Source organism: Proteus sp. G3927, from assembly GCF_963894685.1.
Classification (GTDB): domain Bacteria; phylum Pseudomonadota; class Gammaproteobacteria; order Enterobacterales; family Enterobacteriaceae; genus Proteus; species Proteus mirabilis.
Genome location: NZ_CAWQGX010000001.1, coordinates 1 through 26,550, shown reverse-complemented (window position 1 = coordinate 26,550; position 26,550 = coordinate 1). Strand labels below are relative to the sequence as shown.

The window sequence follows — 26,550 nt, the reverse complement described above, 5'->3', positions numbered from 1 at the left end:
ATTTAATGAAAATTCATTTTTATCTCCTGATAATTTATCAACTTTTTTCATTTTTGATATATCTATTTTTCTATAATCCCTAGTGAGCAAAGTTATTTTATCCTTGTTTTTTTCAAAATCCCAAATTGAACTATTGCTTTCAATGCCCTCATAGCAGAAAAAATTAAAGGTATCATTTCCTTGTCCACCGGTTACATTATGAGTTCCTGTGCCTAAATATATTTCATCATCACCTTCTCCCCCTTGAATGATATTTCTGCCTGGAAGCCCTCTATCCATTGATGCTACACAGATCCGATCATTACCCTTACCACCATTCAACATATTAGCACCATAATAATCAATAAGCATATCATCTCCATCATCACCATAGAGCACATCATTTCCCATTTCTCCGTATATAACATCGTTTCCAGAGCCACCATAAAATAAATCATTGCCATCACCGCCATAGAATAAATCATTGCCATCACCACCTATGAGATTATTATCAAAAGGATTTCCTATGAGAGTGTCATCACCTTTACCACCAATCGCATTTTCAATAATAGTGTTATAGGCAATAGAGATATTACTCCGTAATCCTCCAATATCTGAAAAACAGCCTTCATTGAGATTAATGACTTGATTAACGGTATATAGGGAAAAGTCTAATGTATCAATTCCTCCTGAATCCCAAATACAGCTCACTAGTTTATCTTTTATGCTATTTAAAGAGTAAGCGGCGCGTCCCGTATTGGAATTAAATCCATAGGTATTATTTTCAAGGCGTGTGGTCATATTTGGGCCATAGAGATATTGTAATAATAATATATCTACTAGCATAAAGGTCATAGGATAAAGGCCACCAAAATCTGCCTCTTCAATATCAGCAAAATCAATGCTCATAATTGAATACTTATATGAATATAATACTTTATGTTCTTTATTTGGTATATATTTCCAGCTATGGTTTAACCCTAGAGCATGGCCTAATTCATGCATAAAAACAAGATATTCATATGAGCCAATTTTATGTTTATTTTGTTGGTATTCTTTGAATAAATTATTATTACCTCTTGCTATTGAAATAGTTTTATCATTATTAAAATAATACACGTCATTGATTTTAGCCTCATTTTTTATATACTCATCAATACCATCCTGATTGATTGTTTTATAATATTCTTGTGTGGAAATATTAACAAATATAGTTCCAGGAAGGTCATGAGTTTCATCTGGTTTTATTTCTTTCCTAGGTGTACCTTCCACGTTAGGATTAGCAGCATTACCTTTTCGAGAGTTTGAAATTAATTTATGAGTGGACATATCAATAAATTGACTATAATAGCCAAACTTTAAATCAGCATTGATATAGGGTGAAATTTTATAAAAAAATATAGATAATATATCTGAGGTGTGTTGTAATATATCTTCGATAACTTCTTGTTGATGAGGAAATATCGTTTCTTGAGTTAAATAAAAATAGGGATGTATATTATCTACTGTATTAATAATCTTATCTTCTATTTTTTCTATTTCTTCTTCTAATTCTTTAATTCTTTTTTTTGAATCCTCGCTATATTTATCTTTAATTGTGTTTAATTCTTGTTTTTTTTGTTCCCTAACATTATATAATCTATGATATTCATATATATTTTTTAACGTGTTTTTTTCTTCACTTTCTGTTATTGGGGTCTTGCTTTTTATAATTTCTCGATATGTATTGTAATCTGGAAATGTATAAGTTACTGTTGTTATTTTATTTGGTGATTTTTGGGGCCAACCAGCCATAACTCCTGTTGTTACGATCCCTTTAGGTAAATAGAAATTAGTCGATTCTTTCATATTTATTATTATAGTCATATCAATTCCTTTTTTATTCAATGAAAAGTTATTTACATTAATCTTATAAAATAAATTCATGTGATAATTTTATAATTAGCTAATTATAAAATTTTTATTGATTGATTTCTTTTTGAAAAAACACATGTCAGTATTTTGTTACATTATTATGTTGTTATATTATTAGTTGATTGTATTGTTAATAAGATAATATGTTTCCTGTTAAATAGAAAAGGCACTGCAATATGATTACAGTGCCTTTTCTATTTATTATTATTATGATAGTTCCCTGGTGAGGCTATCGTTTTGATAACACCTAATTTAAAACCTAATTTATGTTATCAGCTAGGTACTACTGCGATTTGTTTGATTTCTATGTGAAGAAGGTAATATTTTTTATTATCTATTTCCTTTAAACTATATATGGCTAAATTATTTGATGTCTATTTTTTATACATATTCTTTATCTTTGGTGGAGCAATAATAAAATGTCTTATATATCAAGAGAAAAGATAGATTACTTGTCCATTGGTCATCGACTGCGTGCTTATCGTATTGCCTCCTCATTAAAAGCTGAAGATGTAGCTGAAAGTTTAGGGATCTCCCGTGCCGCTGTCTATCGATTAGAAAAGGGTGAAATCGTTAAAATTGAGACATTAGATAATCTTGCTCGATTACTTAACACCTCATTAAGTAGCTTATTAGGTATTAATACGGAGTATTACTCTAGCGCTAATGGTTTTTTTGAACGAATGCGCCAACTTGAAACACAATCTTCCCATATTTATACCCATTTCGAACCCTTTTCTTATTTATTAACCTCTGATTGTTATGATAAAACGCTTGTCGAAATGTTAACAGAAGCCTCTCCTGAAAATGCGCTAACAAAGAAGCAACAAGAAGTTTTATCTATTTTAAAAGAGCGTAAAAAGCATCAATCATTACACTCACCGCATATTTATAATTTAATTAGTCAACAGCAAATCGAAAAATTTCTTTATGTTGGTATGCTAGGCTCTGTTAATGTAAGTAAAGCCATTCAACAAGAAAGAAAACAACGCGCAAAACAAGAAATCAGCCATTTAATTGAAAAGTTAGAGCAAAAAAATAGTCATCTTAATATTGCGATTATTTCAGATACGATGCCATCTTTAACCTTTCAATTGTTTTATCAAAACAAAGCACCTCTCTCTTTAGCGGTTAGTCCATTTCGTTTAGGTGAATTTCCTAATGTAAGTACGGGTATTGCGACAGTATCTTCATCAACAGAAGCAATATTCCAATATCAATCTCTGTTTGATACGTTATGGGCAAAAGCAATAAAAAATGATGATGCCATTACACGCTTAAAAGAGATTATCAGTCATTATTGATTAGCTAGAACACCTAATGTTTCCGCTAAGATATCTGCAGCTATTGCAATATCACTAAACTCCGTAAATTCATCTGGGTGATGACTAATCCCCGCAACAGAGGGGGTAAAAATCATCGCTGTCGGGTATAAAGATGCCATATTCATTGAGTCATGACCGGCACCACTTAACATAGTCATATAATTGATATCGTGTTTTTGACAAATATTTTCAATAACTTGGCAAATTGAGTCATCCAGTTTTACTGGTGATTCAGCCGAAATAGGTTGCACTATTATTTTTACACCAAAATCTTTTTCTGCTTTCTCAACACTGTTTGTTAAACGCTGTACAACACGTTGAATACTGTCCGTATCAATACCACGAATATCCACGGAGAATTTTACTTGCCCTGGAATAACGTTCATCGAGTTTGGTATGACATTAAGTTTACCAATGGTACCTACGGTGCCGTATACCGCTTCCGTACAGGCAGCATGATTGATATCAGTAATAATACCCGCACTCGCCACTAACGCATCTTGACGTTGATACATTGGCGTTGCACCAGAGTGGTCTGCATGGCCATTTACGGTGACTGAAAAGCGTGTTGGCGCAGCGATACCATTGACAATTCCAATTGTTTTTTGATCGTTTTCTAGACGTTTACCTTGTTCAATATGTAATTCAACAAATGCACTATAACGGTCTGATTTAAGTAAACATTGATCTAAGTTTTCATGCTGATAACCAAGGGATTTTAAAACATCAAAGAAATTATTACCTTCATCATCTCTATTTTGTTCCCATCGAGTACGGTCAATTTTCCCTGTTAGCACTTTACTTCCGATACATGAAAACCCAAATCGGCTCGATTCTTCTGCTCGGAATACAATTAACTCTAGATCACGTTTCAGTTGTTGTGGTTTGTATTGCATCAAAGCATAAAAACCAGCAATAACTCCTAAGGTACCATCATAAGCGCCTCCTTGGGGAACGGTATCAAGGTGAGAGCCTGTTCCTACGGCGGGTAATGTTCTATCTTGCCCCGGTAAGCGAGCGTAGAGTGTGCCAATACCGTCACGATAGACTTCAAGGCCTGCCTCTTTCATTACACTAGCAAGATAGAGATGGGCTGCTTCATCTTCTTCGCTATAGGCAATACGTGTTATCCCTTTGTCATGGTTATCTTTTTTATAAATTTGCATTGTTTCAATTAATGTTTTCATATCATTAATTGAAAAGTCTGTTGCTGTAATTGGTTGAGTCATAAGGTTATTCTCCGGTGTTTTCTGTAAAACTGTCTAAAAAATGAGACAAATAAAAGATTAAAAAAGCCATCTTTTATAGATGGTCTGCTATTTTTATAATCGTTACTTATTATATTTACTTCTCAGAATTTATTTCGTCAATGGTAAATAAGAGGGATTTTATATTCTGTGAGATAGGGCGTAATTAAAAAGAGATATATTTCTGACTTATTTCATAAATGAATCATTATTGTGTTAAAGATGTTATAAAAGATAAATAAAATAAGATGTTGTACTGATATTAATCTTTCTTATTTTTAATATAAATGAAAATTATTCTCATGGGGTATATTGGATGATATTCTCATCCAATATATTAATAATTAAATCTAGAAGAAGTATTTAAAACGTGCTCTTACACCATAACGATCTTTATCGCTATTTTCTATTTCAATATCTTTACCATTAATAACAGAATAATATGCACCTAAATAGATTTTAAAATTATCCATATCTAAAATATTAGGTAATTCATATGAGGAATAGAGAGTGTGGATATTATATTTTCCTGGGCCAAATATAATATCATTATTGTTATCATCATCACTATTAATAGTATATGACTTAATATTATTATGGGCATAGATATAGCCTAATTGTAATTTACGCCATAAAATATTAGTACCTGTTGTAAAGTCGTTCTCATCGTTAGCGTCTAAATAAGCGGTATTCCAATTTATTGTGACACCATTTTCAGGATTTTGTTGTAGATTGCTCCAGCCTAAAGTTAATCCATAACCGTTGCGTTTGGATTGATCTCTAAATTCACCCGTTTTTTTATCATCATAACCATAAGCATTATTGATAATATTTTTTTCTAAGGCTACAGCAACTTTAAAATTATTGTTATTCCATGCAATAACTGGACGAAAATAAATAACATTTTTATTATTATATAGTTTATTTCCGTGATATTCCTTGTTAGCAAAAATAGACGTTCCATCTTCAATTAATAAATTAGTTTCAAAATACCAATTATTATATTGGCTATTAAACATCATGCTACCACCGCTATTGCTTCTCCCTCGACCTTCTTTCATCATGTAGATATAACCAAAACCATCACTATAAGTATCATTTGCAGTGTTGCCTGAATATTCAACAAAAGTATCTTGATTAAGCGGGAACATGTCATAAGCTTCATAACGACCTAACTTAAATTGCCAACGCTCTTTTTTACCAAAATAAAAAGCGGCATCGTCGAGAGATACCTTACCATCAATATTTGCCAGAGGTTGAACAGTGAAGCCTGCATAATTTTTATTATCTAACAGACGCTCTCCGTCTAAGCCAATTAATATACGCCCATTGATCCCCCATTTATCATAATCGCCATAGTCTTTTTCTTTACCTGAGCGCATGTTAATGGAGGTTAGCTGACCTTTTTTACTTGCAATATCTGTATTAAATTCAACATCACCATATAACTTGAGTTTTCCATAACCGGTATTTGTTTCTATCAGCGATGACGGTGGCGCAGTTATAGTTTCGCTAGTTTGTGATAGATTGTTATTAAGCGCCTGATTTTGTTTTAACGCATTTTCTAACTTAGCGGCACGTTGCTCTGCTAACTCAGCTCTTTTTTCAGCGGCTAACGTTCTCTCTTCTAGTCGAGCTAAACGTTGTTCTATCGATAATTCATTTGTATTGGCGTGAGCAATTGTCGGCACGGCAATGCCGATACAAGTCGCTATCGCAAGGTGTTTGATGTTCATTGTTTATTCCTTATATCGGGAATAATGGAGGTTTATTATCCCCATGTTTTTTTTATTAAAAAAGTGAATGAATATCTATTTCAGTTAATGAGTGAACAGCTAAATCTGCTTCTGGTAAGGGGCCATCAGCAGTAACGCCAATTGCATACATGCCCGCTTGTTTAATCGATTGTATTCCAGCAATCGAGTCTTCAAATCCGATACATAAATGTGGTGGAATGTGAATAAACTCAGCCGCACGCAAAAATATTTCAGGATCGGGCTTGCCTTTTTTGAGTGTTTTAGGATCAACAATTGCCTTAAAATAATGCTTAATGCCTAATTTTTCTAATATGGTTGGGGCATTTTCTGAAGCTGATGCAATAGCACAAGGAATGTGATTATTGTTTGCTTGTTCTATTAGATCTAAAACACCCGGTAAAATATCTTTTGGAGTAATATTATTTAATAACTCAAGATAATATTTATTTTTTGTTTCTGTTAATGATTTTTTTTCATCCGCAGAATAAACATCACTTTTATTACCATGAGATAAAATAAGCTCTAATGACTCAATTCGACTTATTCCTTTTAATAAATGGTTAAACTCTTTGTCAAAATCAATTCCTATTTCATTAGATAGTTTTTTCCACGCAATATAGTGGTAATTGGCGGTATCAACAATTACGCCATCCAGATCAAAAATAAGACCTTTAGTCATTTTGCGTGTCTCCATTTAAATTTAATACTAATAACGTGTTGGCGGTTAGCTTATATGTTTGATGGTTAATTAAAATAGTACTGGGCTTATCACTTAAAATACTAATTTCTTTATGAGTGAGATTAATTTGATATAAAGTAGAGCGATGCAATAATTTAAAGCTTAGCTTTTGCCATTGTTGAGGGAGAGAAGGGGTGATGGTCAGCATATCCTGACGAATATCAACACCGGCATAAGCCATGATGGTGGTATTTAATGTTGCCGCCATGACACCAGTATGAATACCTTCGGCAGTTGTTCCACCTTGAATATCATTATAATCTGAATAAAGAGCATCTTGATAAAGTTGCCATGACAAATCATGTAACTGTATTTGTTCTGCGAGATAAGCATGGACAATGCGTGACAGTGTGGAACCATGAGAGGTTCTTTCTAAATAGTAATGTAGATTTTTTTCAGCAAAGTGCTTAGAAACTGAATAACCAAGAGAGGTAATTAGGGAATGTACGGTTTGTTTATCTAAGTTATTAAATAACATCAGGGTATCTGCTTGTTTAGCAACTTTGTAATCATCGGCAGATTTATTTTCTTTACGCAAAATTCTATCCATACGATAGATATTGCCGTACTTTTTTCGATAGCTTTCCCAATCCAGATCTTTTAATTGAAAATAACCTGAGAACTGTTCAATAATTTCATGATCATCAATATTGATAGCAATACGATTTTTAACTTCTTGTATTTTATTGAAAACGCTAGATTGGCGGTTTAGCTGTTGTAATTTTTTAGAAAAACGCTCATTGTTTATGAACATCTCTATTTGATTAAACAACCAAACCACCATTAAATTAGTGTATGCGTTATCTTTTAAGCCACCTTCAAGTGGGTCTGCGTATTTCTCATGAAATTCATCCGGCCCCATAACTCCATCAATATGAAAACGTTGATCGCCTTCATCCCACTGACATTGGTCTAACCAGAACAAGGTGATGTCATTGAGTAGTTCAAGTCCATACTGTTCCATAAATTGGTGATCATGAGTATTTAGCCAATATAGCCACACATTATAGGCAATCGCTAATGAGACATGACGTTGACGACAACTATGGTCGGCATCCCATTGACCTGATAAGGGGTTTAAATGCAGTGTCTGGGTTTGCTCACTACCATCATGCCCTGATTGCCAAGGGAACATAGCACCTTGAAATCCTTCTGCTCGTGCCGCAAGACGCGCAGCAGGTAGCCTGTGGTAACGATATAGTAATAGTTGGCGTGCGGTTTCAGGGAAGTGCATAATATAAAATGGCAGAATAAAGATCTCATCCCAGAAAATATGGCCTCGATAGGCTTCCCCGTGTAACCCTCGGGCGGTGACTGAAACATCTAATTGATGTTGCTGATTGCTAAATGATGATGCGGATGACAGTAAATGGAAGGTATGTAAGCGTAGTAATTTTTGGGTCATCAGATCGCCAGAAATCGAGATATCGGCACTATCCCATAACGTTTGCCACGCTTTTTGGCTATTTATCAATTGGCTGTGTAAAGGTTGTTGTTCCCAATTAACCACATCTTGCCATGAGTCTGGGTAAGCCGTAGAGGTTGTTACAGCAACACATTTTTCAAGTTGATAGGTGGTATTTTGTTGAGCGTTGAAGGTGATGGTTTGTTCAACAAGCGTATCTGAAACATGACAAACAATATCTTCATTTGCAAAGAAATCACCACTTATTGTTGACGATAATCCGATCCCTATTTTTGACTGATCTGTTTGAGCTAATATAAATGCGTGTTGCTTATTCGCTCCAGTTTGTAACACATGATAATGATGGGGATTAAGGCTACGGTAGCGTTGTACACCGTAATTATAAGTATTTCCTTCTAGGCGAGTTATAACCGTTATCTCACCTGAGAAATTTAATGGTTTAAAGGTATATAAAATGGCGTAATGTGACATATCAGCCATATTGGCAAATTTTGTACAATGAATATCAAGTTGCTGTCCTTCAGGGGTTTCTACACGCCATTGGCTAGTGAATACACCCGTTTTCAAATCTAAATGACGTGTTAAATGGTGTGTTATCAGTTGCTTTGGATGAAGATATTCTCCCTTACCAATTTTAAGAGAAATAAATTGTCCATTAGGTGCATTAACAAAATCTTCATTAATCACCTGATGGTTTTCTATTTGTGAACTTGCTTGATTATATAGGCCAGCAATATAGGTAGCGGGGTAGTGCTCATCACTTATAGTCATTTCGGGCAAAGTTCCTCTTAACCCAATATAACCATTGGCCGTAGTTAAGAGAGACTCTTGGCAATATTCATCTTTTCCTGTTTCTAAGCCTGAATATTCAATTGACCAAGCAAAGTTATTGGCAACTGTAACCATTTTTTCTTCTAAATCATGATGATGTTCAAGCTGCGCTTTATTGATATAAATAAAAGGTTTATTAAATATTTCAGTAAAGAAATTTGATAAATTTATTACTTTATTATCAATGGTTTTAATAATAGCGCTATCCGATTTATTACTTGTCGAATATATCAAACCACCTTGAGCAGAGTTAAATTTATGATTAATAGCTTTAGCCATATTTAGCCAATCAAGGTAATGGCTATTTGTGGTATTAAATGAATAATGGCTTTTTTCTGAAAGATATTTAATGGTGATATCAGTATCAGAAAGAATAACAGAGATATAATTCATGTTTAACCTTTAGTTTGAGATTAAATTAATCGACTTGCAAGGTGCCTGCTTTTTCTTTATAGCGATAGACCAGAATGGTTAATCCAATAGGGACGACAATAGCCACAATCATTGCTAATAAATAAACTAACCAATAAGTAGGTTGGATAGATAAAATACCGGGTAATCCGCCGACACCAATACCATTAGATAGCACATTATTTAATCCACAAATCAAACCCGCTAGCGCAGCGCCAATCATTGCGCACAGCATAGGAAAGCCATATTTTAAGTTGACGCCATACATGGCCGGCTCTGTCACACCTAAATAAGCAGAGATAGCTGCCGGAATAGTAATTTCTTGTTCATTTAATTTGCGGCTAACGATAATAATGCCTACAACGGCGGATGCTTGAGCAATATTAGACAGAGCGATAATCGGCCAAATAGGTGTACCGCCATAACTTTGAGTCATTTGTAAATCTATCGCTAACGTTGTGTGATGTAAGCCGGTGATCACCATGGGAGAATAGAAAAAGGCAAAAATAGTTGAACCAATAGGGGCAAAATCACCTAACATTAAAAACTTGATCAGTTGGGCGAGACCATCACCTATGCTTCTACCGATAGGGCCTAAAATAACATGGGCAACAAAAACGGCGACAATAAGAGTTACAATCGGCACAATAACTAATTTTAGGTAATCAGGGATAAAACGACGTAATTTAGTCTCAAACCATCCCAGAAATAGTCCCGCTAAAATCGAAGGGATCACTTGGGCTTGATAACCTACTTTCTCAATAGTAAATAAACCAAAATTCCAAACTTCAGGAATTTGTGAACCTAAATTGTAAGCATTCATTAGCTGTGGAGAAACTAAGGTTATACCTAGTACGATACCTAGTGCAGGTGTACCGCCCATCTTTTTTACACTCGACCAGCAAATACTTACAGGCAGAAAATGGAAGATGGCTTCACAAGGTAACCAGAGAAAATCATATATTGGTGTTAACCAAGGATAAAAATAAGTGAGGGGTTTATTATCTGATATAGGCATTTCGCCAATAACATTTCTTAATCCTAACAATAAACCGCCGCAAATTAAGATAGGTAATAATGGAACAAAAATTTCGGCTAAATTGGCAATCAGCTTTTGCCAGAATCCCATATTCTTTTTCGCGTCAGATTTTATATCATCTTTAGATTTAGCTTTTAATGAAAGCTTATCAATTAATAATTTATAGTAGATATCAACATCCATACCAACAATAACTTGAAATTGACCCGCATTATTAAAACAGCCTTTAACAAAAGATATTTTTTTAATTTTATCTATATCAGCGAGATTGGGATCATTCAAAACAAAACGTAATCTGGTTAGACAGTGTGAAACGCTAATAACATTATCTGAACCTCCAACAAGAGTAATTAACTCTTCAATGGCTTGGTTGTCTTGAGGTATCGACATATTAATATTCTCATAATAGTAGGGTTATTTTTAATATATCGAGATCTTTCTTTTTATCCAATGGGAACGTTCCCATAACAAGATAAAGATCACAGTTAATGATCATTAATTTATTTGATCATGGGTTTAAGTCATGACTTGATATAATGATTTTTTGTGCAGGAATATTTTTTTCTAGCATTTGTATCAATATGTTAGCAGCTTCTTGTCCACTTTCTCTAAAACCTAATCGATAGAATTTAGTTTGAGGAAATAAAAAGGTGAGTAGATCATTACGACCGATGCAGGCCACCTCAATATGATCTATTTTCTGTTCGGCTAAATATTTTTGTACACCAAAGGCCAGAGAGTCGGTCGCACATAAAATAGCTTGAGGCTTGCTTGCTAATGCTTGTTTGGCAAGTAAATAGCCACTTTGATAATTAAGTTCACCAAGTTGAGCTTGAGATATTAATTGATGTTGCTGGCAATATTGAAGATAAGTTTGATAACGTAATAAACCCGTTGTTTCATCATTAATTTGGATCCCGATAAAACTTATATGTTGATAATGTTTGTCTCGATGGAAATAATGCATTAAAGCGTTAACAGCTCGTTCATCGTCATGACAAATGGAAACAAAACCTTCTAGTGGTCTTGCTATAACAACCATTTTTTGTTTCCAACTTGCTAAGTTAGCCGCATTGATCCCTGAAAATGCAAATAATATTACGCCATCGATTTTCTGGTGGGCGAGCATTTTTAAGTTTTCTTCTACTTTAGCTTGGCTAAATTGGCTTTCTAAAATAATAGGGTCAATGTTGTTTTGATAAAGGATCGGTAATATGGCACTAACTGCTTGATTTTCCGCATAAGAATCCAGGCGAGTGACGATAATACCAAAAGAACGATTAGAGTATCCCCGCATTGCTCGTGCAGATTTTGACGGCGTGAATTTATATTTCTCAATAATTGAGGTAACTTTTTTCCTTGTTTCTTCATTAACCATAGGATCTTGATTAAGTACTCTTGAAACAGTCGATTTGCCCACACCACAAAGTTTGGCTATATCATTGATTGTTAACTTTTTTTTATTAGTATCTGTCATGAGCGTTTTTCTGTATTTATCTGCTGTGTGATAAAGTTATTGTAGTTTTAGCAGGTTGTTTTCCACAAGTGATTCTTTTACTGTTTGATTTAGTCTAAAAATTGTACTCAGATACTACCATAATTGTAAAAAAGAGAATTTTATATTTGTCTTTTTTGTATACTAATAACAATAAAATGAGTATACATTGTTAGATGAGAATAAATAACCACCATCGTTTTGACTAAAAACAGAAAGACTTCTTTGCCAACCCTCTTTTACATATAAATTGGGAATTATTTTATTGATAATTTCACTGTTATTATCGTTAATAAGGATCTGTGTAGATGCTAGCTTGTAGCTAGTTTTCAGTTTGGTTATATCAAAAAAAGATTTTCTATATACTGGGATCAAATCGCCGTTATAATCAATAACACCTCGAATACTTGCCCATCCTTGCTCCTCCCCTAAAGTAAACATTAATTCTAAATTAGCTTTAGTATCCTCTTTATCATAAATAATTAACTTTGCTTCACAATTTATTACATTTTCTTTTTCTTGATTGAAGTAAAAACTAAAATAAATTATTAAACTTAAAATGATAACTAATACACTAATAGCACTATATTTTTTCATTTTTTATTATCCAATACATAAATAGACACACATTGATTATGCAAGAAATTAATAGGACTAAACTTTTTTTTACATAATATTAATGATGTTCGTGAATAAGAATCACTTTCAGTTATATAGATGAAATTATAATCTGAATAACTAGAAATATAATTATCAATTAAATTTTCTTTTTCCTCATTTAATATTTCTTTATTACAAAATAAATTATATTTTTTATATGTTCCGCAGTTACTATAGTTATATAATTTATGCTTTCTACTATCTAGGTAATTAAAAGTAAAAATAACAACGAAAAATAAGACTATCAATGTAAATATAATAATAAATAATTTCTTTTTTGATAAAGATATGCTTGTTTTTTTTATTAATAATAAAGAATGATCTTTATTATTAATATTCGTATTTATATCTTCTTCTATTTCTTTTTTTATGTGAGGAATATCACTAATTTTATGTTCATTGATTAATTTTATATCTTGAATATTATTGTCAGATAGTTTTTCAATACTAATATTGTGATTAATGATATACCCTTTTCGAGGAACGGTGATAACAATCTCATCATCGATATCTAGCTCATTAAATGCTTTTCTTAATAAAAGAATATTTTGATAGAAAGCGCTATTAGTTATAAATTTTTCTTTATCTCCCCAGCCAATTCTAAATAATTCTCGTTGCGTAACTAATTCATTAACGGTAATAAGATGTATTAGCATTTTAGATGAAGGTGCTAAAATTTTCTTTTCTTTATTGAGTTTTTTTGAAAATAATAAATTTTTATCGCTATAAAATATAATGTCATCATTAATTAGATACATAGTGCCGCCAATACGTCATTTGGATATTTATTCTTCTTAATGCTAGAAAAGGAGTATTTTTTATATATAAAGCTAAAAAATTATTTTTTCAAGTTAAAAAAACTAAAAAATTTGTTTATCGCATTTTAATACATTTAAATAACAATTAGAAACTTACTGGTAACAAATAAAGCAAGATATCTATTTATTTATTTATTCGTATAGATTAACTATGTGAATTTTATTATTTAATATTATAAGTCTCTATAATCTTTAGGAATTACCATTATTTAAATTTATTTATAATGGGGGTGTTACTCAGGGAATTAGTGGAAAGCTTTTATAAATAAATTGGTATTGGAATTAAATTTATTTAAAAATGAGTAAAATCACTTCTAAAATTAAAGTTAAACAAATCAATTAAGTCGATTTTGGTTTTTATCTAACATATTGATATTCATGTTGTTTTTTGTGAATTTTGTGAGTTTTGTAGTTTTTTTGCTAACACGCATTGTAATAACTCATGTAGCATTTATTGCATCAACAACATTGCGAAACAAAGTTAAAAGTTAGTTTTAATAAAATACAATCATAAAGCAGTAACTGGCATGCTCGTATTTTAGCATGATATATCCCATTTTTATAAAGCTAATAGAAAATAGATTATGGAAAGAGAAAAATACGAAATTGATAAAACTTACGATACTAAAGCTATTCATCAATACTTAGGGAAAGAGATCCGTTCAAAAAGAAAAGCGATAGGGCTAACAGGTGAAGATTTAGCTAAAAAGTTAAATGTCAGTCAACAGCAGGTATCTAGATATGAAACAGCAGAGTCAAAAATAAGCTTTGAGAAGCTATTGTTAATATCTGATGTTCTAGATCTTAATATTCAATATCTATTAAAAGTTATCATTAGTGATAAATTTAAAATTATTTCTGATGATTAGCTTTTAATTAAATTCTATGGACAAGATTCCAATATGGATATTTATATTTTTAATAGGGATGCGTGAATAAGGATATTCTTTTATGAGATAGCCTATCTCAATGTCGGTAAATACTAAAATAGTCAAATATAAAGGAAATGATGTATGAAATTTAATAAAATAGCATTAACTGTTCTATTAGCTACTTCCGCTATTTCTTTAAATGCTATGGCTGATAATGCTAATACAGGTGTTATCACATTTACGGGTTCTGTTGTAAATACGCCTTGTAATATTGCTCAATCTTCAATGACACAAACAGTTGAGTTTGGCCAACTTTCTCGTAAAGCCTTAGAAAGTGGTAAAATGGTTGAGGCTGATTTTGATATTGAATTTACAGGTTGTGATTTTACTAATTTTGGTATAGATGCCACTAGTGGTAAGCCTGTTCCGGTTAAATCAATGGAACTTGTCTTTACTGGACAAAATTATGCTGATACAGCAAATACATTATTGGCTACTTCTGCTGGTAATACAAATAACTTGGGAATTTTAATTGATGGTTTTGAGTTTGGAAAAGCAAAAGATGTTTTACCAAGTATTACAAATCTAAAGGGTGATAATGTATTAACCTTTAAAGCTCTTGCTAAAGCTGTTGATGCAAGTAAAGATGTTTCTGAAGGTAAATTTAGTGCAATTTCTAATTTCCGTATAACTTATCAGTAATATGAATTAAATTGACTGTTAGTAAATATAAATGCTGGCAGTCAATTTTATCTCTTGAATAAGAATTTTTTAATTTATTATTTTTCATATTAATTTCGTTGGTTTTATTTTATATATCAATGGGTTTTTTATTAACTTAGAAATAAACCAGCTAAAGCTGAAGATTCTATTTATATAATGGAGAAGAAAGTGGCTATTTATCGACGTATAGGATTGCAAGTAATTAGCAGTCTTTTGTCACTTATTTCTAGTACAGCATTGGCTTTCGATCCTAAAGTTATTGAGCATGAGGGAAGTACTTATCTAGTGGGTAGTGTTATCTCAACTCCTTGTTCTATTGTAATGTCAAATCGTTATCAAACGGTTGATTTTTCTTCTTTAACTTTAGCTATGTTATCAAGCAAAGAAAAACGCGAACAGCAGACTTTACCATTTGAAATAGAACTTCGTGACTGTGGCAGCATTTACACGTCAATTGACAGCAAAACATGGATGATACGTTTTGATGGACAGAGCGTAAGTAATATCAATGCATTTATCTTGCAAGGCACATCTAAAGGTTTAGGGGTTTCTGTTCTAGATAATAATAAAAATGCATTAATACCAGGAGAAACATATCCTTTATTCGATAGCGTATTACGACAAGATAAATCGGGACAAATCCTCTATCTGCGTTACTTCCTTAGGCTAGAACTCACCGGAGAACCTTTACGAGCTGGAGATTACCAAGGACTGGTTCGTTTTTTTATCCATTATCAATAAAGGTAGATGCATTTTCTTAGGCTCTAATGAATAAAGTATTTTATTACCTCTAGGATGGGGATGGTGAATAGTATGGTATTTGAACTCAATCAGTTAAGGCAAGTCGTATTATTGACAATGAGTATTAGTGTGTTTTCTGCTTATGCTACAGAATTCAATATCGATGTGTTAGATGCAGAAGATATACAAAATATCGATATGAGCCAATTTTCCATTGCTGGCTATGTTCCCCCTGGTGATTATGTATTAACAGTTTTTGTTAATGGACAACGTTTAGGTGCACCTCGCGATATCACGGTTTTAGAGCAAAAAACGCAAACACAAGCTATCTGTATACCTGCTGACTTACTTGATTCTATTGGTTTAAAAGAGTCTGTAAAACCAAAAGTGACTGTATACCCTAATAGTCAATGCCTTGATCTTTCTGTTTTGAAAGGAATGCAAACAGTTATTGATCTCCCAACACTATCACTCAAAATAACGATCCCCCAATTATGGATGGAATATAGAGATCCTTATTGGACTCCCCCTGCATTATGGGAAGAAGGAATTAATGGTGCTTTCCTTGATTACAGCGCTAATGTTTCAATCACCGAAGAAAAAGAGGGGGATAAACGTACTTATTTGTCCACTAATGGTACTGCGGGTATTAATTTAGGTGTTTGGCGCTTTCGTGGTGATTATAGTGCTATCTATCAAAAAAAGCGGGGTGGCAGACAATCACAAGAAATACACGATTTTGATTTTAGCCGTCTTTATGGTTTTACCTCCTTGAAAAAATTGGCTTCAATTTTAACTATTGGAGAAAATTATTTTTACTCAGATGTTTTTGAATCATGGCAATACAGCGGTATTTCATTAGAAAGTGATGATCGCATGCTACCTCCCAAATTAGTGGGGTATGCACCAGAGATCACAGGTGTAGCAGATACCAATGCAATAGTGATTGTTCGTAGCCAAAATCGAGTGCTCCTTGAAACAACAGTACCCCCTGGACCATTTCGTATTCAAACTTTAGATAGTGGTGTTCGAGGGATACTCGATATCACAATCCGTGAAGAAAATGGAGAAGAGAAAAAATTTAGTATCAGTACTGCCTCATTACCTTATTTAACTCGCCCTGGCCGTCTGATCTATAAATTAGTGATGGGTAAAACTCGTTATGATGGACATCATTTAACAGGTAAACCCGTATTCAGTGGTGAATTCTCCTATGGTCTATCTAATGCTTGGTCGTTATATGGGGGAACACAATTTAACAGCGATTATCAGGCAACGGCGATTGGTATAGGACGGGATCTATTTTCTTTTGGGGCATTATCACTTGATATTACTCAGTCTTTTGCACGTTTTACTGATAAAAAAATAAAAGGGCGTTCTTATCGTCTTAATTATGCAAAATCTTTTGATGCACTACGCACGGATATTACTTTTGCTGGGTATCGATTTGCTGCTAGAGATTATCGCACATTAACTCAGTTTATGGATCAACGTCGTACTGGTTATGATATTCGCTCTCCAAAAGAGAACTATCAAATTTATATAAACAAGTATTTTGATAATTTTAATATATCACTAAATTATCAATATAGTACCTATTGGCAAGATAAACCTCAAACACAATATGGTTTATACGCAAGTACTAATATCAGTATTCCAATGTTATCTCAGCAAAATGCGAATATATCTTTATCAGCAACCAGAACTGAACGAGATAGTGGTTATCAAGATGATGCTATTAATCTGTATTTAACAATACCATTATATAAAGGCCATAGCATTTCGTTTTCTGAATCATATTCTCGTATTGGTAAAAGTAATCAATATAGCCATAGAGCAAGTTATAGTGGTTATAGTGATCGCGATAATTATAGTCTGAATGTGGGCTATAGTCATGGAGAAGAAATTGATAGCCAATCAAGTATCAGTGGTTATTATTCTCGCGACTTTTCTCAAGCTAACTTATCTGCTAACGCAAGTTATGTACCACAACAATATCGTAGTGTTGGTGCATCAATTAACAGTGGTATTACAGCTACAACTCAAGGTATTGCGTTGCATCGTTCAGCTAATGGTGATACTCGTTTAATGATTGAAACACCAGGGGTTGGTGATGTACCTCTAGATAGTGGCGTTATCAAAACTAATCACTTTGGACTTGCAGTTATTCCTAATGTTAATAGTTATCGTAAATCTACGGTTTCTATTAATACCAGTCAGCTACCTGAAAATATAGAAACGCTAGAATCAACAACTGATATTACCTTGACTAAAGGGGCGATAGGGTATCGCAGTTTATCAGTAATGAAAGGGGAAAAGTTGTTTGCCATTATATCCCTAAATGATGGTAAGAAACCGCCTTTTGGGGCAAGTGTACGTAATGCGGATAATCGTGAGTTGGGTATTGTTGGTGAAGATGGTGTGACATGGCTAGTAGGCATTTCATCAAAAGAAAAACTATCTGTTTATTGGGCAGGGAAAAAACAATGTGAGTTGTCACTTCCTGAAGATTTAGCATCGCCAACTAGCATGTTATTGCTACCTTGCTCTTCACCTACTATATCAAAAATTACAGAAAATTAATTATTAATTAAATGTTTTATATTGTGAGGTTAGTTATGTTTAATTTTAGTCGTGGGTTATATTGTATTCTTGTTGGGTATTCCATATTTATTTCGATGGCGGCACATAGTGCTGTGACATTAGATAGAACGCGTATTATTTTCCCTGGAACGGAAAAGTCAATTAATATTACTATTTCTAATGATAATCCTGAAGAAGCTTATCTCGCACAAAGTTGGATAGAAGATTTGCAGGGGAATAAATTAACTAAAGGTGCTATTTTAGCAACGCCTCCATTACAGAGAATCGAGCCAAATAGTTATAGTTTAGTTAGGTTAAGTACAACACCAGAATTACATAAATTACCACAAGATAGAGAGTCGGTATTTTATTTTAATTTACGTGAAGTACCACCGAAATCAACAGATGGCAATACATTACAAATTGCTTTGCAATCTCGTGTAAAACTATTTTATCGTCCAAATAGTATTTTATCTGAAGCAGAAACTAAATGGACACATAAAGTGACATTAACCAAAACGGCTCAAGGCTACCGAGTTAATAATATAACGCCTTTTAATTTAACAATAATTGGATTTGGAAATAGTAAAGCAGCCGCTGAAAAAAATCCTTTTGATGTTGTCATGGTGCCACCTAAATCGACTCATGATATTGCGTCTTCTATATTATCTACACCTTATCTTACTTATATTAATGATTATGGTGGTAAACCATCGTTGGTATTTCGTTGCCAAGGTGATACCTGTATGGTAACTGGTGAACAATAATTCTTAACAATATTGGAATATAGGAAAAGTAATGAGTAAATATCACGTTTTTAAAATAGCCAAATGGTTCAAAGTGCTTTTACTCATTGTTGGCTGTGCATTCAGTCAATTTATTATAGCCGAAAGTTCTACCGTGAGTACTACGACAAAAGAATCAGTTTATGAGCCATTACATCAAGGAGTAGTTCAAGTGAGAGCCACTCTGTTTAATGCGCCTTGTAATTTATCTTTTGATAATAATTTAAGTTTGATTGGATGTGGAGCTGGAAAAGATTATCGCACCATAAACTTATTTGATGTAACAGCAAATACTCCTGCAAGTATTCGTTATTATGATATACAACGAAGGCTATTTTCTGAAGATTATTCACTTTCATTACACAATGGCAATAATCCAATATATTTACCCACCTTAATGAAAGATCAACATATATTACGTTTAGAGGTAAGTTATGAATAAGATGGTGAAATTTCTAGGGCTTATTTCTTTAACAATATGTAATTGGCAGTCTCAAGCATTAGCGGCCAATAATTTAGATGTTGAATTTAGCGGTGAGTTAATCAGTGTTGCATGCCAAGTCGCTTCAGAATCAATAAATAAAAAAGTTATTTTACACAATCTACGTTGGCAATTTATTAATGAAAATGAAATTAGTAAAGTGACTCATTTCACGATTGCGATTGATAAGTGTAGTGAAACTGACTTACAGAAAAGTATTAAATTAACCTGGAAAAGTAACGAATTAGTTGATATCGATGGTAATCATTTTCTTATTACTAAAGGGGATAGTGGAGCACTATTAGGAATTATTGATAATAATGGAAGGTCTGTTATATGGAATAAACCGATGACAATTGGAGATGTAAGTGTTGTTGATGGTTCACAACAATTTGAGTTTGGTGTTTTTGTCCGTAAGCCAGCAATAGGAGAAATTAAGATTGGTGAATTTTCCAGTATCGTAACTTTTAATGTGGAGTATGAATAGTGCTAATATGGCTAAATAAAATGAAAAATTTATTGGGTGTAGCTTTATTATTTATTTCTCTAGTATGTAATGCTGATATTTTTATTAATATATCTGCAACAATGGTTGAACCTGTTTGTAATATACGTAGTGAAAATGGTAGTGCTCCATTAAAAATTGGTTTTGATACATTGACGATATCTTCACTGACTAAATCTCCTGTGGTAAAAGATTTTTCACTTTATATATCAGACTGTAATTTTAATAATACATTAGCCATTGTTTTAAACCCAAAAGGAGGAAGTACGCTTTTATATAAAGGAAAAAATATATTAGCAACAAGTACTGATGGGTTAGGTATAGATATTAATGAAGTGACTGGTGGAACTATTCGTTCACTGGAAACAAGTAAAAAGCATAAAATCAATCCAGAACGAATTAATTCAACTCTTTATCGTGTTGACTTACAAGCTCAGTTAGTAAATACAGTGCCTATTAATCAATTAAAACTAGGGACGTTCAATTCAATAGTTACTATTTCAGTGACTTATAACTAATGGATATTTTTTATGTTGAAACTAATACATAAATTTTCCTCGTGGAAAAAAGAAATAGCATTAAATAATGTAATAATACATTTATTAAATGACCTAATTTATTTCTTAATATTATTAAGTGTTTTTTTTATTAATTTTATATTTACATCTATTGCTATTGCTGATTATGCGCCAAGAATTCAAGATATAAACACTGGCTATATGATTAAATTGGCAAGTAACAGTCCTATTGCATTAAATCCAGTGAAAGGTACAGATGGTAAAAACTATTATAAAGTTGGTAATACGATTGTGATCAATAAAACACCATCTAGTGTAAGTGTATCGGGGATTGTTCAGTGCATCGGGCTTACTTGGGGACATGCTTCAACAAATATTTCTTGGTATAATGCATATCATCGCTTGTTTACATATGTACCTATGGCTGGTACCAATATAGAAGGCCATATGGCATATCGTATTAATAGTAATTTGGTAATGACCATTGATACTCAAATGTTGAATTGGGTAAATATAAGAGGAGCTGTTTGTGAACAGGCTACACCAACATTAACTGCTCATGCCAGTGAATTTACTGTACAATTTCCAATCAGTGTGACATTTTATATAAATGATATGGTTATTGATTCTCAGCTACCTATACCTGAAATGGATCTAGGAGGTTATGTTCGTGCATTTACACTATCAGGAACGAGTCCTCCTCAAAATTCTTGGGCATTGAATGATGTCACTGTTCCTATGCGATTAGCAGCATCACAATTAAACGTAACTTCTTCTTGTAAAACAGTAACAAGTACAGGACAAGTAAGTACTTTAAATTTAAAGCATGGGCAACTCAATACATTAAATTATGACAGCTTAGTTACAGAAAGTGTAACTTATAATTGTGTTTTTTCAAAAGCAACAAAAGTGAGATTACGTCTCGATTATATAACTGATAACGATCCTCAAAAAAGATTACCGATGGTGAGTACCCAAAACAGCAATAATAAAATTTATAGTGAATTGACCATGACAGATGAAATAACCGGGCAAAAAGGTAAAGATTTTAAAATTGACATTAATGATTTGAGAACAATTAAGATAACCAGCCATCTTCAAGGAACAAATGCGATAGCTGGAGATTATAAAGGTTCAGCTTGGCTAATCGTTACGTTTGATTGACATATTATGATTTAGCATATAATTGATAGATATTTTCATATAATTATCTGAATAAGTCTCTATTTATCATTAGGATAAGTAGAGGCTTATTTTTTTTGAAATAGAGTGATTAAATTTATAAATAATACGATTGTAACGTATTAAAATTTTTTGGGATTAATTAACTTATTGATAAAAATGATTTTATAAATAATTTTTATTAATTGAACTATAATGGTTTATTTGGGCTATAATGTAAAAATATTGATTTAAAATTAGATACTATAGCGGTTTTGATAAATAATAATGAAATAGCACAATTATAATACTATAAAAATATATTTTAAAGAGGATAAAAAATGCATGATAAAATAATTAACGATATCCTTGATTGGATAGAAGATAATCTGACTAAACCAATTTCAACAATAGATGTAATAAAAAAATCTGGTTATAGTCAAAGATATTTTCAAGATCTATTTCTGCATAAAACAAAATCAACTATTGCTAAATATATTTTGTCTAGAAAGTTATCTATGTCAGCTATTTTGCTTAAATTAACTCGGTATTCTATATCAGAAATATCTAATGATTACTCTTTTACTTCTCAGCAGAATTTTTCAAGAGCTTTTAAACGATATTTTAAGGTAACGCCTGAATTTTATAGAAAAAGTAAATTTTGGGATTTTAGATATTATCGACCTCAACATAAAGTATTTGATTTTAAAAAAATAAATTGTCAGTTAATTTATTTATCAAAAGATAGATTGCTTGATAATAATTCTGATGATTTTAAGTTTTTTGATATTTCTATTCCTTTTGACTTTAAGTCAAATATTGCAATAGAGGGGCTAGGCTATAAAAATAAAAAACAGATTGAAATAATAAAAAGTCTTGTTGATTCATCAAATGATAATTTGTGTGTATCTTATAATTATTTCCTTAGTAGTAAAGTTAAAAATAAAATTACTGTAAAATATAATATAAAATATATTCATGATTATAATTTTTCCTTTAATAAGGAAGGTCTAAAGTATTATCTATTTTCATTTTTAGGCTCTTGGGAAGATTATATGATTTTATCCAATATTATCTATATGAGAGAATTACCGCTATTGCAAGCCAAGAGAAGAGATGGCTATGATATAGAAATATTTAATTCAGGTAAATTAGATAAAAACATTTGTTCTTTAAATTATCTTATCCCTATAATTTAGACATTTAAGTTTTTTCGGAGAGCTTTTATAATACTTCTTGAATTTTTTAATAAAATAGGAAGTATTTTTATACCCAGACAATGAAGATATCTGTCCTATTGTTAAATTTGTTGTAGCCAGAAGATTCATTGCGTGTGCCATTCTTACCGTTGTTAATAAAGTCATAAAATTAGTTTTTTCTGCTTCAAGTTTTTTTCGTAATGAAGACTCACTAATAAATAATTTACTACTAATCTCTTTTAGAGACCAGCTATGTTGTAAGTCACTAATAATAATATCTTTTACTTTTACTGATGTTAATTCTGGTTTTGATTTTAATATAAGGTTAGGTATATCAAAGTTTAACAGTAAATATGCGATTTTTAGTATCTGACTAAGCGAAGTTTTGTTATTTGTAATGACTTCATCATTAAATTTATTTTTTAATCTATTGAAAAATAGAATATCTTCATGATTTGCTTGTTTTATAAAGCTATCTTTATTATTATCTTGAGTAACTTCCTCTTTTTTATTGTTAATAGTAATTTTTAATACTTCCATCATAACTTCATGAGATAAAAATATAAATTCAGGCATTTTATTTTTTCCTAAGATAATATCTAATGCTGAATTTTTTTTTATAAAAACGATACTGTCGTTATCTATTTTATATTTAACATTATCTTTTGTTATGGATATTTCACAATCTTTTCTAATTAACAAAAGAATGTGGTTAGAGAAAATAATGTTTTTAAATTTTAAAGTATTATCTATATAGGCATTCATATTAAATTCTTTTGCTTCCTAATCTAATATTAAATGGTTTATTTTTGTTTGTATATTTAACAATAAACAAAATTATTAATTTATAAGCTTTTGTAAATAAATTATTATCATGTTGATGGAAATAAATAAATTAAAAAATAACGTTTTTAGATTTAATTATCTAATTGGGTTATTTTTTATCATATTGCATTATTTTTCTGTGAGGTATTTGTTACTTTATTTTTTCCTATTTATTTTAGAGGGTTTTTAGATCCTCCATATATCTTTATCTTTTTTGGGAATTTTATATTAAGTAAAAAGGTTGTTTTAACATTTTTGGTGTTTTTTTATGTTAAATATGTTAATTATTATTATTTATCTTTTGCTCTTTTGGTCTAATTTTATCATTTTGTTAATTATCATAATGGGTGATTAATTTATCATTTTGTTGGCTTAAAAGAATTCTATTAAAAGCGTAAAGTTCTCATAAATAGAGTATTGCTACTCTTATTTGGATTGTTTTAGTTATGGGTAGATGTATATGTTAAGAGATATCAGTAGGTGAGAGTAAAAAGAGTAATGTTGTTTTCATGTAAAAAATATAATTAAAACAATTGGTTATTTTATCTTGGTATTTTTTAAAACCTTATGTTGGTATTTTTATGGACATAAATAAGATTTTAGGCCGAGAGATTAAATTTTTAAGAAAACGTTCTTTGCTGTCAGGATGCGAATTGGCAAAAGCCTTTGGAATAAGTCAACAGCACCTTTCACGGATTGAGCGAGGAGAAGTTCAATGGAGTGTATCTTTCCTACTTAGAGTATGCGCTTTTTTTGATATTCCAATGATTCATTTTATTAAATTGATAGAGAAAGAAACATCTTCATTTTCTATTGTTGATAATAATTTATGTCAATTTGAATTTATTGAAATAAATAATAGGAGAAGGATAGGTCATAGAAAGTAAAGGTAGATATTTATAGATGTTAGCAGTATTACATTAGATAGCCTCTAAATTAATTTAGAGACATTTTATACGAGAGTTATATATGAATATAATCTTTTTTGAAAAGAATTCAAACGAGAAAGTACAATTACAACCTCATGCTAAGCATACTATAACGGCGAAAGCAGGGGATGTGTATCAGTTAATTGATTCAGATACTCAACTTTCTCCATTAGATATTCAAGCGCATCGTAAATCGGATGATCTTATTTTATCTAGTAAAGAACAAAATATAGAAGTTGTTATTAAAGATTTTTGGCAAGAATGCCAACCAGGGGAACAACAATGTTACGCCACTTTAAATGTTTTAGATTCAAATGGTGTAATGGGACAAGCAACTATTACTCAAGATGGTCCTGTTTTAGAACATTTAGTTGCTGGTGAAACAGGTACTCTTTCTGATAATGATGATGGAATTGGTCTATTTTTATGGGTTGCTGGTTCAATCGGTAGTGCATTAGCGATCTTTTTAGCTAATAGAAATCATGGTGGTGACAATAATAAAGGTAATGAGGCTGATATTACCGCGCCGAGTAAGCCAGGATTAACTGCTGAAGATGATGGTTCTGTTTCTATCGATTTACCAAAAGATGCCAATAAAGGTGATTCTGTAGATGTTACTTTTGAAGATGAGGATGGTAATTCAAATACTGTCACATTAGAAAAGGGAGATAATGGCTGGACATCAAGTGATCCTGAATTAATTCCTGATACAGATAATAATCAAGTCACTATCCCTAATGATAAGATAAAAGATAATAGTGATGTTACCGCAAGTGCGAAAGATCCGAGTGGTAATAAAAGTGATGATGTTACTGTAACAGCCAAACCTGATCCCGTATCAGATATGCCTGTTTTAAGCATTCCAGAAGTTGACGATGGTTATGCGAATGCAGAAGAGCTGAAAGACGGTTTACAAGCAGAAGTTACTTTGCCAGCGGGTACGGTTGAAGGGGCGGAAATCACCTTAACGGTCACTCGTCCAGATAATACTACAGAAACGATTACATACACTGTAACTAAAGATGATGTTGCTGCAGGTAAGATTTCGATTGATATTCCTAAAGATGCGGTACAAAACGGCCAAAACAGTGTCGATGTCAGCATAACTCAAGGCAATAATCCAGCCAAACCAGGAAACAAAGTAGATTTTGCTGTTGATGGACAAATTCCGGGCGATACCGATGGTGATGGTACGGTGGATACCACACCGGTGGTGACCATTCCAGAAGCTACTGACGGTGTAAATGCTGACGAGCTAAAAGATGGCGTACAGACCGAAGTGACTGTACCGGGGGGGAGTGCGGCAGGTGACACACTGACACTCACTATTACTAAACCAGACGGCTCAACCGACACTGTTGAACACACACTGACTGCAGATGAAGTGGCAGCAGGCAAAGCCGATGTGACTATCCCCGCAGATAAAGTGACAGCAGATGGTAACTATTCTATTACCGCAGAAATTACTGATCCGGCGGGTAATACCAGTGGTCAAGGTAAACCTACGGACTTTATGGTTGATACGCAAATTCCGGGCGATACAGACGGTGATGGTACGGTGGATACCACACCGGTGGTGACCATTCC

At 32.2% G+C, this 26,550-nt stretch carries 22 protein-coding genes and 1 pseudogene; 13 read left to right on the top strand and 10 right to left on the bottom strand.

All coding sequences use genetic code 11. The annotated features are described in order from the left end of the window. Positions 1–1,845, bottom strand: a 1,845-nt coding sequence (locus AACV00_RS00115) for a M10 family metallopeptidase C-terminal domain-containing protein (RefSeq protein WP_161679872.1), incomplete at its 3' end; no start/stop codon positions are given. 467 nt (positions 1,846–2,312) lie between these two features. On the opposite strand from AACV00_RS00115, the gene AACV00_RS00110 reads away from it, so the two are divergent. Next, complete coding sequence (locus AACV00_RS00110) at positions 2,313–3,197, top strand: helix-turn-helix domain-containing protein (RefSeq protein WP_004244894.1); 885 nt, start codon at positions 2,313–2,315, stop codon at positions 3,195–3,197. On the opposite strand, the gene AACV00_RS00105 is transcribed toward AACV00_RS00110, so the two are convergent. From AACV00_RS00105 to AACV00_RS00070, 8 genes are all read right to left on the bottom strand, one after another. Then, on the bottom strand, positions 3,191–4,447 hold the full coding sequence (locus tag AACV00_RS00105; protein ID WP_104731523.1) for a Zn-dependent hydrolase: 1,257 nt from the start codon (positions 4,445–4,447) through the stop codon (positions 3,191–3,193). The two genes, AACV00_RS00110 and AACV00_RS00105, sit on opposite strands and share 7 nt — an antisense overlap. A gap of 368 nt (positions 4,448–4,815) precedes the next feature. Then, complete coding sequence (locus AACV00_RS00100) at positions 4,816–6,201, bottom strand: carbohydrate porin (protein ID WP_004247343.1); 1,386 nt, start codon at positions 6,199–6,201, stop codon at positions 4,816–4,818. A gap of 55 nt (positions 6,202–6,256) precedes the next feature. Then, positions 6,257–6,901 (bottom strand): beta-phosphoglucomutase, encoded by a 645-nt coding sequence (pgmB, locus tag AACV00_RS00095; RefSeq protein WP_004252426.1) that lies wholly within the window; start codon positions 6,899–6,901, stop codon positions 6,257–6,259. Then, a complete protein-coding gene (locus AACV00_RS00090) occupies positions 6,894–9,611 on the bottom strand; it encodes a glycoside hydrolase family 65 protein (protein ID WP_161679870.1) in 2,718 nt (905 codons plus the stop codon). Before AACV00_RS00090 ends, pgmB begins: the two co-directional genes overlap by 8 nt. Positions 9,612–9,636: 25 nt before the next feature. Next, complete coding sequence (treB, locus tag AACV00_RS00085) at positions 9,637–11,058, bottom strand: PTS trehalose transporter subunit IIBC (RefSeq protein ID WP_036969808.1); 1,422 nt, start codon at positions 11,056–11,058, stop codon at positions 9,637–9,639. 118 nt (positions 11,059–11,176) lie between these two features. Beyond that, positions 11,177–12,145: a trehalose operon repressor TreR gene (treR, locus tag AACV00_RS00080; protein ID WP_036969810.1), complete on the bottom strand. Its 969-nt coding sequence runs from the start codon at positions 12,143–12,145 to the stop codon at positions 11,177–11,179. A gap of 162 nt (positions 12,146–12,307) precedes the next feature. Continuing rightward, positions 12,308–12,760: a hypothetical protein gene (locus AACV00_RS00075; RefSeq protein WP_036969813.1), complete on the bottom strand. Its 453-nt coding sequence runs from the start codon at positions 12,758–12,760 to the stop codon at positions 12,308–12,310. After that, positions 12,757–13,581: a winged helix-turn-helix domain-containing protein gene (locus AACV00_RS00070; RefSeq protein WP_104459489.1), complete on the bottom strand. Its 825-nt coding sequence runs from the start codon at positions 13,579–13,581 to the stop codon at positions 12,757–12,759. Before AACV00_RS00070 ends, AACV00_RS00075 begins: the two co-directional genes overlap by 4 nt. A gap of 644 nt (positions 13,582–14,225) precedes the next feature. Between AACV00_RS00070 and AACV00_RS00065 the strand changes: the two genes are divergently transcribed. The 10 genes from AACV00_RS00065 (at position 14,226) to AACV00_RS00020 (ending at position 23,209) form a co-directional block, all read left to right on the top strand. Beyond that, positions 14,226–14,510 carry a helix-turn-helix domain-containing protein gene (locus AACV00_RS00065; RefSeq protein WP_004247348.1) on the top strand — a complete coding sequence of 95 codons (285 nt, stop codon included), beginning with the start codon at positions 14,226–14,228 and terminating at the stop codon, positions 14,508–14,510. Between the two features lie 144 nt (positions 14,511–14,654). Continuing rightward, a complete protein-coding gene (locus AACV00_RS00060; RefSeq protein ID WP_161679868.1) occupies positions 14,655–15,215 on the top strand; it encodes a fimbrial protein in 561 nt (186 codons plus the stop codon). A gap of 189 nt (positions 15,216–15,404) precedes the next feature. Then, positions 15,405–15,977 carry a fimbrial protein gene (locus tag AACV00_RS00055; protein ID WP_036919880.1) on the top strand — a complete coding sequence of 191 codons (573 nt, stop codon included), beginning with the start codon at positions 15,405–15,407 and terminating at the stop codon, positions 15,975–15,977. 60 nt (positions 15,978–16,037) lie between these two features. After that, the gene (locus tag AACV00_RS00050) at positions 16,038–18,560 is read left to right on the top strand and encodes a fimbria/pilus outer membrane usher protein (protein ID WP_036972201.1); all 2,523 of its coding nucleotides are present in this window, start codon (positions 16,038–16,040) and stop codon (positions 18,558–18,560) included. 35 nt (positions 18,561–18,595) lie between these two features. Next, positions 18,596–19,327, top strand: coding sequence for a fimbrial biogenesis chaperone (locus tag AACV00_RS00045; RefSeq protein WP_036919885.1), 732 nt, complete (start codon positions 18,596–18,598; stop codon positions 19,325–19,327). Positions 19,328–19,358: 31 nt separating this feature from the next. Further along, a complete protein-coding gene (locus AACV00_RS00040) occupies positions 19,359–19,787 on the top strand; it encodes a hypothetical protein (protein WP_036919887.1) in 429 nt (142 codons plus the stop codon). Then, entirely contained in the window at positions 19,780–20,313 is a 534-nt protein-coding gene (locus tag AACV00_RS00035; RefSeq protein WP_036919888.1) for a fimbrial protein, read from the top strand. Before AACV00_RS00040 ends, AACV00_RS00035 begins: the two co-directional genes overlap by 8 nt. A gap of 20 nt (positions 20,314–20,333) precedes the next feature. After that, positions 20,334–20,849 carry a fimbrial protein gene (locus AACV00_RS00030; protein ID WP_036919890.1) on the top strand — a complete coding sequence of 172 codons (516 nt, stop codon included), beginning with the start codon at positions 20,334–20,336 and terminating at the stop codon, positions 20,847–20,849. A gap of 12 nt (positions 20,850–20,861) precedes the next feature. Continuing rightward, positions 20,862–22,013 carry a hypothetical protein gene (locus AACV00_RS00025; RefSeq protein WP_036919891.1) on the top strand — a complete coding sequence of 384 codons (1,152 nt, stop codon included), beginning with the start codon at positions 20,862–20,864 and terminating at the stop codon, positions 22,011–22,013. Positions 22,014–22,351: 338 nt separating this feature from the next. Further along, positions 22,352–23,209 carry a helix-turn-helix domain-containing protein gene (locus AACV00_RS00020; RefSeq protein ID WP_004244872.1) on the top strand — a complete coding sequence of 286 codons (858 nt, stop codon included), beginning with the start codon at positions 22,352–22,354 and terminating at the stop codon, positions 23,207–23,209. Here the strand turns inward: AACV00_RS00020 and AACV00_RS00015 are convergent. Beyond that, the gene (locus AACV00_RS00015) at positions 23,183–23,974 is read right to left on the bottom strand and encodes a helix-turn-helix domain-containing protein (RefSeq protein ID WP_161679866.1); all 792 of its coding nucleotides are present in this window, start codon (positions 23,972–23,974) and stop codon (positions 23,183–23,185) included. The genes AACV00_RS00020 and AACV00_RS00015 overlap by 27 nt on opposite strands. Positions 23,975–24,615: 641 nt before the next feature. Here AACV00_RS00015 and AACV00_RS00010 point away from each other — a divergent pair. Together AACV00_RS00010 and AACV00_RS00005 are read left to right on the top strand one after the other, a co-directional pair. After that, positions 24,616–24,921: a helix-turn-helix domain-containing protein gene (locus tag AACV00_RS00010; protein ID WP_004244870.1), complete on the top strand. Its 306-nt coding sequence runs from the start codon at positions 24,616–24,618 to the stop codon at positions 24,919–24,921. Between the two features lie 82 nt (positions 24,922–25,003). Next, positions 25,004–26,550, top strand: a pseudogene (locus tag AACV00_RS00005) (Ig-like domain-containing protein); the annotation flags it as partial.